Genomic DNA, 10,318 nt, shown 5'->3' on the forward strand with positions numbered 1-10,318 from the left:
CAAGTATTGCGGACGTAAACCGCATGTGGGGACTGCTGGTGCCCCTGTCGGCCCCGCACTTGGGCCCTACTCCCGGATTCGCTAGTGTCTCTGGGCATGGCTGACAACCAGGGCCCCGAGGGCAACTACGACCCCGCCGGCAGCACCCAGATGTTCCGCGCGTTCGTCGACGAGGGCCCGCAGGGCCGCCGACAGCCGACCGCGCCGGCCGCCACTTCGGGCGGTCCGCGCATCGGGCTCATCATCGGAGTGGTGGTCGCGGTGGCGATCGTCGCGGCGGTGGCTTGGCTGGCGCTCGGGTAGCGCGGCGGGGTCGGGTTTTGGATGCGGGTTCGGTGGGGGCGGGCGTCGTGCGCAGTTCCCCGCGCCCCTGAATGCCGGGGCCGGGGTGGGGGGTATCCGTCCTCGGTCCGGCGGTTGCTGTCCATTGATCATGGGCTCGGTAACGGACGCCCCCGTGGCCCGCGAGGTGACTTGCGGTCTGTCCTGGCGCAGGTGACTGCAACCCCCCAGGGGTGCGGGGAACTGCGCGACCAGCCCCCACCGGCCCGCAGCCGCCCGAGAACCTGACCCGGCACATCCATAGGCGCCCTCAGGTGCTTCTGGATGCCCGGTGACAGGGGGAACCCTCAGTCGGAGATGAGACCCTCGCGGAGCTGGGCCAGGGTTCGGGTCAGGAGGCGGGAGACGTGCATCTGGGAGATGCCGACCTCGTCGCCGATCTGTGACTGGGTCATGTTGGCGAAGAAGCGCAGCATGATGATCTGGCGCTCCCGGGGCGGGAGTTTGGCCAGCAGCGGCTTCAGGGACTCCCGGTACTCGACGCCCTCCAGAGCCGTGTCCTCGTAGCCGAGGCGGTCCGCGAGAGAGCCCTCGCCGCCGTCGTCCTCCGGGGCCGGAGAGTCGAGCGAGGACGCGGTGTACGCGTTGCCGACCGCGAGGCCGTCGACGACGTCCTCCTCGGACACGCCCAGTACGGTCGCGAGTTCGGCGACCGTCGGAGAGCGGTCCAGCTTCTGGGAGAGCTCGTCGCTGGCCTTGGTGAGAGCCAGCCGCAGCTCCTGGAGGCGGCGCGGGACCCGCACCGACCACGAGGTGTCGCGGAAGAACCGCTTGATCTCCCCCACGACCGTCGGCATCGCGAACGTCGGGAACTCGACGCCCCGTTCGCAGTCGAAGCGGTCGATCGCCTTGATCAGGCCGATGGTGCCGACCTGGACGATGTCCTCCATCGGCTCGTTGCGCGAGCGGAAACGAGCCGCCGCGTAGCGCACCAGCGGGAGGTTGAGCTCGATGAGGGTGTCCCGGACGTACGCGCGCTCCGGGCTGTTCTCGTCGAGTGCGGCGAGCCGCAGGAAGAGGGAGCGGGACAGGGTGCGGGTGTCGATGGCTCCCGACACCGTCGGGGGAGCCGGGAGAGCCGGGGCCGACGCGGCCTCGACAGCCGTGACGTCGTCGAGTGCGGGCTCAGCCTCGCTCTTGGTGAGCGTGAGCACCTTCGAGCTGCCCTGATCTGCGGACATGCCACCCCCTTTGGGTCGCGGGACGGTCGTGGCGAACGCCCCGTGGTGGAACGTCAGCCTTCACCTGAATACCGGCGCCGAAGCCTCGGCAAACGCGCTTCCGGCAGAATGTCACATGTCGGCAACACGCTGTAGTGACATGTCGACATGTGAGACCCGAATCCGCCCTGGATAAAGGGGGTCTGACGGTTTTTCGGCACAGAAGTGTCGGGAACGGCGCTGGTGAGCGATTCGCTCGCGCCGGTTACCTCTCGATCCCGCTTGCGAACTGCGGTGTTCCGGAACGTGCGACCGTGCGCCCCTTATGCATCCGCTATCCGCCGAAGATTATGCGTCGATCCGATTGGCGGACCGCAGCCGCTGGAAGCTACGCGCGAGTAGCCTCGAAACGTGCATCTGTGAGACGCCGAGTTCCGCGCTGATTTGCGACTGGGTGAGATTGCTGTAGTAGCGCAGCAGCAGGATTCGCTGTTCCCGTTCGGGGAGTTGGACCAGGAGATGGCGGACCAGGTCGCGGTGTTCCACCCCGTCCAGCGCCGGGTCCTCGTAGCCGAGCCGGTCGAGCAGGCCCGGCAGTCCGTCGCCCTCCTGGGCCGCTTCGAGCGAGGTGGCGTGGTACGACCGTCCGGCCTCGATGCAGGACAGCACCTCGTCCTCGGTGATGCGCAGCCGCTCGGCGATCTCGGCGGTCGTCGGGGTGCGTCCGAAGGCGGTCGTCAGGTCCTCCGTCGCGCCGTTGACCTGCACCCACAGCTCGTGCAGCCGGCGCGGGACGTGGACCGTGCGGACGTTGTCGCGGAAGTACCGCTTGATCTCGCCGATGACGGTCGGCATCGCGAAGGTCGGGAACTGCACGCCCCGGTCCGGGTCGAAGCGGTCGATGGCGTTGATGAGGCCGATAGTGCCGACCTGGATCACGTCCTCCATCGGCTCGTTGCGGGAGCGGAAGCGGGCGGCCGCGTAGCGCACGAGCGGGAGGTTGGCCTCGATGAGCGCCGTCCGCACCCGGTTGTGCTCCGGCGTGCCCGGCTCGAGCTCCTTCAACTCGCCGAAGAGCACCTGGGTCAGCGCCCGGGTGTCGGCGCCGCGACTGCGTGGGGCGGCCTCCTGGGGGGCCTCCTGGGGAGGCGCGGTACTGGCCGCCACGGTCAACGCCACCTCTTCGTTGGTCAACTCATCCGTCAAAAGCGGTCATAGCATCACAAGACATGTGCACTGTGTGCAAGCACCGCATAACGTTGGGTTACGCCGTGTTGAGGGGCAAGTAGGGCTGGAAGACGCAGAAAAGCCTCCCGCCGTTGCCGGCAGGAGGCTTCCGAGCGCTCGGGCTCAGTACGCGTAGTCCGCGATCACCCAGGTGGCGAACTCCTTCCACAGCGCCACGCCCGCCTGGTGCTCCGGGTGCTCGACGTACGTCCGCAGGGCGGCCGCGTCCTCGAACCCGGAGTTGATGGCGAAGTCGTAGGCGATGGGGCGGTCGCTGAGGTTCCAGCCCAGCTCCCAGAAGCGGATCTCGGGGATCTTGCCGTCCAGCGCGCGGAAGGCCTCGACGCCCGCGACGACACGAGGGTCGTCGCGCTCGACACCCTCGTTGAGCTTGAAGAGGACGAGATGGCGGATCATGGGCGCTCCCTCGAGTCTGTTCAGTGCGCCCCGTCGGCCAGCCAGGTGAAGAAGTCGCCCACGGCCTTGGCGGCGTCCGATATGCCCTGGAACCCTATCTGCACGTAGTCGGCGGCCTTGGCCGGGTCCGTGATGATCACGTACAGCACGAAGACCACGAGCAAATAGACGGCGATCTTCTTTCCGTTCACCGCCACCGCGGCCTCCCCCGCTACTGGTGCGTCTGTTCCTTCTGGGGCGCGAGTGTAACCGGGGTGATCAGTACGCACGAAGGGCCCTGTCTCTCGACGGGGCCCTTCTCCAGCGGTAGCGGAGGGATTTGAACCCTCGGTGACTTGCGCCACACTCGCTTTCGAGGCGAGCTCCTTCGGCCGCTCGGACACGCTACCGAGGGAGACCTTACAGCAAGGTGGGGCATGGTTTGAAATCGGTATCGGCGGCCCGGAGGCGGTCGATCGGTGGTCGGGGAGGCGGTCCGTCAGCGGCCGCGGAAGAACTCCGTGAGGAGCCCGGCGCACTCCTTGGCGAGCACACCCTCGATGACCTCGGGCCGGTGGTTGAGGCGCCGGTCGCGGACGACGTCCCACAGGGAGCCGGCCGCGCCCGCCTTCTCGTCCCGGGCGCCGTAGACGACCCGGTCCACCCGGGACTGCACGATCGCGCCCGCGCACATCGTGCAGGGCTCCAGCGTGACGACGAGCGTGCAGCCGGTGAGCCGCCACTCGCCGAGCTCCGCCGCCGCCCGCCTGATCGCGAGGACCTCCGCGTGCGCGGTCGGGTCGCCGACCGCCTCACGTTCGTTGTGACCGGCCGCGAGCACCGTCGTACCGTCCGGGGACAGGACGACGGCGCCCACCGGCACGTCCGCGCCCGCCCGGCCGGCCTCGTCCAGGGCGAGCCGCATCGCGGCCCGCCAGCGGTCGCGTACCGGGTCCGGGGTGCCGTCCTTCTCGGTTCCTGCGGTCAGCGGACGGTCTCCAGGACTTCCGAGGCGCCCAGGGCCTCGGCGATCGCGGTGAGGGCGTCCTCCGACAGGGCCTTCAGCTCCTTCACGCTGACGCCCAGGTCGTCGAGGACCTGAACGTCGCCGACCGGGCCGTGCGGCACGGCCTCCCCGGAGCCGACCGCCTCGGCGGTGACGTCGTCGTCCTCGTCGTCGTCCTCACCGTCCTCGGTGCCGTCGAGGTCGAGGGCGTCGAGGTCGGGGTCGTCGTCGGGCTCCCTTCCGAGCAGTTCGTCGGTGAGCAGGATCTCGCCGTACGAGCTGCGGGCAGCGGCGGCGGCGTCCGAGACGTAGATACGAGGGTCTTCCTCGCCGTCGATGCGGACGACGCCGAACCAGGCGTCCTCCTGCTCGATCAGGACGAGCACCGTGTCGTCCTCGGCCGCGGCTTCCCGGGCGAGGTCGGCCAGATCCGACAGCGTCTCCACATTGTCGAGGAGCTCTGTGTCGCTCGCTTCCCACCCGTCTTCGGTGCGCGCGAGCAGTGCGGCGAAGTACACCGTGACTCTCCCACTGGTCATAGGTGTGCCGGTTGGGGGTCCCCCCGGCGGAGGTTCGGGCGGGGAGAGCTCGGCTCCGAGCCCCACCCACTCGGAATCGTGGCAGAAACAAGGCGTTCAGGGGACGTCTTCGGCACCCTGTGTCCGGTGGTTTTGATCGCACGCGCGTCGGCACGTCGGTGAAGGACTCACCAGCGCACTCGTCGCCGCCACGAGCGGGATCGTACGCGGCTTTCCCAACGGCCCACACACGGCCACCTGTTCCGTGCGGCTCGCGTTCCGTGATCTTTCTTACCAGCGGAAGGTCCGCATGCGCATCGCGTGCCGCAGACGGGCCACTTTCGCCCGGCGCGGCTGCACTCGGTCACGCAGTTCCCGGGCTTCCGCGAGGTCGCGCAGAAACTGCGCGCGCCGGCGCCGGCGCTCGGCGTCGGTCTCCTGTGACGACGGTTCGTGCTCAGGCAGGTCAGGCATCGGTTCACCACCCCAGTCCGTCCCTCCCACTTTCCCCCGGTCGGGGGGTTTGACGCCAGCGTGAGGGCATCGATGGACCGGGCTACTGTTGTGGCCATGCGTCTCCACGTCGTCGACCATCCTCTGGTCGCCCACAAACTCACCACGCTGCGCGACCAGCGCACCGACTCCGCGACCTTCCGTCGTCTCGCCGACGAGCTGGTCACCCTGCTCGCCTACGAGGCCACGCGCGACGTGCGCACCGAGGCGGTCGACATCCGCACCCCGGTCGCCGCCACGACCGGTGTGAAGCTGTCGTATCCGCGCCCGCTGGTGGTGCCGATCCTCCGTGCCGGGCTCGGCATGCTGGACGGCATGGTCCGGCTGCTGCCGTCCGCCGAGGTGGGGTTCCTCGGCATGATCCGCAACGAGGAGACGCTGCAGGCCACCACGTACGCCGCGCGTATGCCGGAGGACCTCTCCGGGCGGCAGGTGTACATCCTCGACCCGATGCTCGCGACGGGTGGCACGCTGGTCGCCGCGATCCGTGAGCTGATCAAGCGGGGCGCGGACGATGTGACGGCGGTGGTGCTGCTGGCCGCCCCCGAGGGCGTGGAGATCATGGAGCGCGAGCTGGCGGGTACGCCGGTCACGGTGGTCACGGCCGCGGTCGACGACCACCTCAACGAGCACGGCTACATCGTCCCGGGCCTCGGCGACGCGGGCGACCGTCTGTACGGGTCGGCCGAGTAGGGGTTGCCTGCGGGTTCGGTGGGGGCGGGCGTTGTGCGCAGTTCCCCGCGCCCCTGATGCCTGCGGCGGCCCGCTTGGCTCCGGGGCAGGGGGTGTCCCTCCAGGCGCAGGTGACTGCAACCCCCCAGGGGCGCGGGGAACTGCGCGACCAGCGCCCACCGGCCCCGCAGTCGGCCGACAACCTGACATGGCACCCCGATTGGCGCCCCGTCCAAGCTCAGCGCAGCGGCCCCGCGGGCAACTGCGCGACCAGCGCCCACCGGCCCGGTAGCCGCCCGACAACCTGACCCGGCACCCCGTTAGGCGCCCGGTTCAAGCCGAGCGCAGCGGCCCCGCGGGGAACTGCGCGACCAGCCCCCACCCACCGATAGCCGCCTCACAACCTGATCCGGCACCGCGATAGGCGCCGGCCCACGCCTACGAAGCTCAGCAGCTCTTCTTCGACGTCGTCGCCGACGGGTCGGGATGGGCCAGTGCTGCCATCGACTTGTCCGCCGTCGCCTTCGGTGTGAGGTTCTTGAAAGCCGTCCCGATGATCAGGTCGACCTCGGCGCCCTTGCGGGTGTCCGTGCGGGTCTCGGCGGAGGCCAACTGCGTCGCGAGGACCGGCAGCGAGGTCTTGAGGGCGGAGGAGGGACCGAGCAGTACCCCCGTGCCCTTGACCTTCTTGTCGTAGGTCGCCGTCGCGTTGCCCACCTCGCCGATCTTGAAGCCCCGCTTCTTCAGCTCGTCCGCCGTCTTCTTGGCGAGCCCGCCGCGAGCCGTGGCGTTCAGGACGTTGACGGTGATCTGGCCCGGCTTGGGGAGAGGGGCCGCGGAGACGGAGGGGGACGCGCCGGCCTTCGTCCTGCAGTCCGTCCCGGAGCCGGCCGCGGAGGCCCGGTCCCCGCCACCCGTGAACACGTCGATGAGCTGGAGCGTGCCCCAGCCGACCAGACTCAGCGCGGCGGCGGAGGCCACCACGCCGAGCACGAGCCTGCCGCGCCGCCGGGGCCGACGCATCCGGGGGTACTTGTCGCCCGTGATCCGGTACTTACCGCCCATGCCGGGGGGCGTCAGCATGCTCATGGGCGCAGCGTAGTGCGCCGGGACGGCAATGCCTACTAGATGATCATTGACCACGGCACAGGTGAACCCGAAAGGGTCAAAACCTTTACAGCGTGGTCGCTCAGTCCAGCTCGAGCACGCGCGCGTGCAGCACCTGTCGCTGCTGGAGTGCCGCCCGCACCGCGCGGTGGAGACCGTCCTCCAGGTACAGGTCGCCCTGCCATTTCACGACGTGCGCGAACAGGTCGCCGTAGAACGTCGAGTCCTCGGCGAGCAGGGTTTCCAGGTCGAGTTGGCCCTTGGTCGTCACCAGCTGATCGAGGCGGACCGGGCGCGGTGCGACGTCCGCCCACTGCCGGGTGCTTTCCCGGCCGTGGTCGGGGTACGGCCGGCCGTTTCCGATGCGCTTGAAGATCACACGGAAAGCCTACCGGTCAAGACCTTCCGGGCGCAGCCATGGCGGCCGAGTGCGACGCTGGAAAAAAGTCGCGAAAAGGGGCGTAACGGGAGCAGGGGTTTGGTATGAACGAGCGAAAGAGCCCGCCGGAGGGTGTGACGGGAGCCGCCGCGGCAACCACCGACCGATCCATGCCAAAGGCACAGTCCGGCTCCGCCGCGCTGCCCCAGCAGGCCCTGGAGATCGCCTCGGGCTACGCCTTCGCCGGGCCCGCGCTCGACCTCGGCGCGCTGCTGTGGGACGGCGTCTGCCTCCCGGACGTGCAGGTCAGGATCCCTCTTCCGATGCTCAACCGGCACGGGCTCGTCGCCGGCGCCACCGGCACCGGCAAGACCAAGACGCTCCAGCTCATCGCCGAGCAGCTGTCGGCGCAGGGGGTGCCCGTCTTCCTCGCCGACATCAAGGGCGATGTGTCGGGGATCCGCGAGCCGGGCGCACGGAACGAGAACGTGCAGGCCAGGGCCGCCGACGTGCATCAGCGGTGGGAGCCCACCGGGTTTCCCGCCGAGTTCTACGCCCTCGGCGGCATCGGGCACGGCATTCCGGTCAGGGCCACCGTCACCAGCTTCGGGCCGCTGCTCCTGTCCAAGGTGCTCCAGCTCAACCCGACCCAGGAGCAGTCCCTCGGCCTGATCTTCCACTACGCCGACCAGAAGGGGCTGGACCTGGTCGACCTGAAGGACCTGCGGGCCGTCGTCGCCTTTCTGACCTCCGACGAGGGCAGGGGCGAGCTGAAGGGCATCGGCGGGCTGAGCACGGCCACCGCGGGAGTGATCCTGCGCTCCCTCACCGCCTTCGAGGCGGAGGGCATGGCCGACTTCTTCGGGGAGCCCGAGTTCGACACCGGTGAGCTGCTGCGGGTCGCGGACGACGGGCGCGGGCTCGTGTCCGTGCTGGAGCTGGCCGCCGTACAGGACCGGCCGCGGCTCTTCTCGACCTTCCTGATGTGGCTGCTCGCCGATCTCTTCCACGATCTGCCGGAGGTCGGGGACGTCGACAAGCCGAAGCTCGTCTTCTTCTTCGACGAGGCGCATCTGCTCTTCAAGGGGGCCTCGAAGGCGTTCCTCGACTCCCTCACGCAGACCGTCCGGCTGATTCGCTCGAAAGGAGTCGGCGTCTTCTTCGTCACGCAGACCGCGAAGGACGTACCCGCCGATGTCCTCGCCCAGCTCGGCAACCGGGTCCAGCACGCGTTGCGGGCTTTCACGCCGGACGACCAGAAGGCGTTGAAGGCGACCGTGAAGACCTTCCCCGACTCCGCGTACGACCTGGAGGAGCTGCTCACCGGCCTGGGGACGGGGGAGGCCGTGGTGACGGTGCTGAGCGAGAGAGGGGCTCCTACGCCCGTCGCCGCGACCCGCCTGCGCGCCCCCGAGTCCCTGATGGGTCCCCTCGACGCAGATGCGCTGGACTCGGCGGTCAGGGCCTCCTCGCTGTACGGGCGTTACGCACAGGCTGTGGACAGGGAGTCGGCGTACGAGAGGCTCGACTCCCGCGGCGCCAAGGGCCCGGACGAGATGGCGGAGACGGCCGAGACGAAGGCCCCGCCTTCTGCGCGGGAGAAGAACCCCTCCGTCGTCGAACAGGTCGTCGGCAGCGGCATGTTCAAGTCGCTCGCGCGGTCGCTGGGCACGCAGATCGGGCGTGAGATCACCCGCTCGGTCTTCGGTACGGCCCGGAGGAGGCGGTAGCCCCGCCTCCTCCGGAGGGTCAGCCGCGCTTCTCCTCTCTCACCGGCGGCTGTTTCGTCGTGCTCTGCGGTTTCGGCGCACTGCGGGCGGCCTCCGCGCGCAGCAGGGCGCGCAGGGCCGCGTAAGGGTCGATGGGCATGACGGTGTTCCTCGCGTGAGTGCTGAACAGACCTGTCGGAAGCGGGCTCTGTCAGCAGCGCAGGACCACGGAACGCAGGGCGGGCAGTGCGTGCGGCGGTCGCGGGGCCGCCGGGAGGGGACGGTCCGCCGGCTCCCCGGGGACCGCCTCGGGCCACGGAACCGGCCTCAGGGGTACGACCGCACGGTGGACGATCCTGGCCGGTGGCCGCACGGCCGTGTCGAGGACGTCGTACTCGACGAGTTCCCCGGCCGGGACCGTCGGCATCGCCTGCGCCTGCAGATGTGCGCCGGGAATCAGCAGCGCGAGCAACAGCACGAGCGCCCGCAGCCAGTCGCGGCTGCGCGGGGGGCGTCGTACGGAACTCACACACCTCGTCTCCCCCTCCGGCACGCCCCCTTCATCACTACGGCGAGGGGATTCACCCGGGTGCAGTAAGTGAGGGGGTGCCCCTGCCGGCGGCGCGGTGGTGGCGTGCCGAGAACGGTCGGGTGGCGCCCGCCGGGTTTCCGTCCCGCGCGCGGGTCGGCGATTCGGACGGCTGCCGCTGATGCGGTGGACGGTGGCGGTGGCTGAGGACTGGCGGGTGGCGCCTGCCGGTTGTCGACCGGTGCGCGTCGGTGAGCGCTTCGGCTGTGGGTGCTACCCGGTCGCGGTGCTGGTGTGTCCGCGGGCGGGATCCGGCGGTGGCGACGTCTGCCGGTCGCCGTCCGGTGTGCGTCGGTCATCTCGGCCTGGGATCGGCCAGGCCGTGGCAATGCGGCTGCCGACAGTGCGGTGGGCCGGGGTGTTGGCTGAGGAGGCGGTAGGACCACCTGCCGGTAGCCGTCCGGTGCGCCCTGCTCGGGCGTGCGATCCGCCCGGTCGTGGTGATGCGCCTCCCAGGTGGGGTCGTGGGGCGGGGGGGCGGTGGTGTGTCGAGGACGTCGGCGTGGCGCCTGCCGGTCGCTGTCCGGTGTGCGTCGCGCCTGGCTTCGCCCCTCGGTTCCGCCCAGTCGTGGTGGTGCGCCCTGCTCGGGCGTGTGATCCGCACGGTCGTGGGGCGGGGGGGCGGTGGTGTGTCGAGGACGTCGGCGTGGCGCCTGCCGGTCGCTGTCCGGTGTGCGTCGCGCCTGGCTTCGCCCCTCGG

General features: G+C 70.0%; 13 protein-coding genes and 1 tRNA gene. 3 read left to right on the forward strand and 11 right to left on the reverse strand.

The window, feature by feature from the left end:
* Positions 1-96 precede the first annotated feature (96 nt).
* Positions 97-303, forward strand: a complete 207-nt coding sequence (locus tag ACIRP7_RS12205; protein ID WP_403656898.1) for a hypothetical protein — start codon at positions 97-99, stop codon at positions 301-303.
* Between the two features lie 326 nt (positions 304-629).
* On the opposite strand, the gene ACIRP7_RS12210 is transcribed toward ACIRP7_RS12205, so the two are convergent.
* The 8 genes from ACIRP7_RS12210 to ACIRP7_RS12245 form a co-directional block, all read right to left on the reverse strand.
* Entirely contained in the window at positions 630-1,523 is an 894-nt protein-coding gene (locus ACIRP7_RS12210; protein WP_403656901.1) for an RNA polymerase sigma factor SigF, read from the reverse strand.
* Positions 1,524-1,850: 327 nt separating this feature from the next.
* The gene (locus tag ACIRP7_RS12215; protein ID WP_352391357.1) at positions 1,851-2,708 is read right to left on the reverse strand and encodes an RNA polymerase sigma factor SigF; all 858 of its coding nucleotides are present in this window, start codon (positions 2,706-2,708) and stop codon (positions 1,851-1,853) included.
* 144 nt (positions 2,709-2,852) lie between these two features.
* Positions 2,853-3,146 carry a Dabb family protein gene (locus tag ACIRP7_RS12220; protein WP_352391356.1) on the reverse strand — a complete coding sequence of 98 codons (294 nt, stop codon included), beginning with the start codon at positions 3,144-3,146 and terminating at the stop codon, positions 2,853-2,855.
* A gap of 20 nt (positions 3,147-3,166) precedes the next feature.
* Entirely contained in the window at positions 3,167-3,343 is a 177-nt protein-coding gene (locus tag ACIRP7_RS12225; protein ID WP_352391355.1) for a hypothetical protein, read from the reverse strand.
* A gap of 107 nt (positions 3,344-3,450) precedes the next feature.
* Positions 3,451-3,535, reverse strand: a tRNA-Ser gene (locus ACIRP7_RS12230).
* A gap of 89 nt (positions 3,536-3,624) precedes the next feature.
* Complete coding sequence (gene tadA / locus ACIRP7_RS12235) at positions 3,625-4,050, reverse strand: tRNA adenosine(34) deaminase TadA (RefSeq protein WP_403656906.1); 426 nt, start codon at positions 4,048-4,050, stop codon at positions 3,625-3,627.
* A 59-nt stretch (positions 4,051-4,109) separates the two neighbouring features.
* Positions 4,110-4,649: a hypothetical protein gene (locus ACIRP7_RS12240; protein ID WP_403657149.1), complete on the reverse strand. Its 540-nt coding sequence runs from the start codon at positions 4,647-4,649 to the stop codon at positions 4,110-4,112.
* A 291-nt stretch (positions 4,650-4,940) separates the two neighbouring features.
* On the reverse strand, positions 4,941-5,123 hold the full coding sequence (locus tag ACIRP7_RS12245) for a hypothetical protein (RefSeq protein WP_007383124.1): 183 nt from the start codon (positions 5,121-5,123) through the stop codon (positions 4,941-4,943).
* A 96-nt stretch (positions 5,124-5,219) separates the two neighbouring features.
* Here ACIRP7_RS12245 and upp point away from each other — a divergent pair, with 96 nt between their 5' ends.
* Positions 5,220-5,855 (forward strand): uracil phosphoribosyltransferase, encoded by a 636-nt coding sequence (gene upp, locus ACIRP7_RS12250; protein WP_393602098.1) that lies wholly within the window; start codon positions 5,220-5,222, stop codon positions 5,853-5,855.
* Between the two features lie 426 nt (positions 5,856-6,281).
* Here the strand turns inward: upp and ACIRP7_RS12255 are convergent, their stop codons facing one another.
* Positions 6,282-6,923 carry a LytR C-terminal domain-containing protein gene (locus tag ACIRP7_RS12255; RefSeq protein ID WP_403656913.1) on the reverse strand — a complete coding sequence of 214 codons (642 nt, stop codon included), beginning with the start codon at positions 6,921-6,923 and terminating at the stop codon, positions 6,282-6,284.
* Positions 6,924-7,023: 100 nt separating this feature from the next.
* Complete coding sequence (locus ACIRP7_RS12260; protein ID WP_003999914.1) at positions 7,024-7,320, reverse strand: type II toxin-antitoxin system VapB family antitoxin; 297 nt, start codon at positions 7,318-7,320, stop codon at positions 7,024-7,026.
* A 170-nt stretch (positions 7,321-7,490) separates the two neighbouring features.
* Here ACIRP7_RS12260 and ACIRP7_RS12265 point away from each other — a divergent pair, with 170 nt between their 5' ends.
* On the forward strand, positions 7,491-9,050 hold the full coding sequence (locus ACIRP7_RS12265; protein WP_403656916.1) for a helicase HerA-like domain-containing protein: 1,560 nt from the start codon (positions 7,491-7,493) through the stop codon (positions 9,048-9,050).
* A 190-nt stretch (positions 9,051-9,240) separates the two neighbouring features.
* Here the strand turns inward: ACIRP7_RS12265 and ACIRP7_RS12270 are convergent, their stop codons facing one another.
* Positions 9,241-9,558: a hypothetical protein gene (locus ACIRP7_RS12270; protein ID WP_403656920.1), complete on the reverse strand. Its 318-nt coding sequence runs from the start codon at positions 9,556-9,558 to the stop codon at positions 9,241-9,243.
* Between the last annotated feature and the right edge of the window lie 760 nt (positions 9,559-10,318).

Origin of the sequence: Streptomyces sp. NPDC102270, from assembly GCF_044766405.1 — a bacterium.
Lineage (GTDB): Bacteria > Actinomycetota > Actinomycetes > Streptomycetales > Streptomycetaceae > Streptomyces.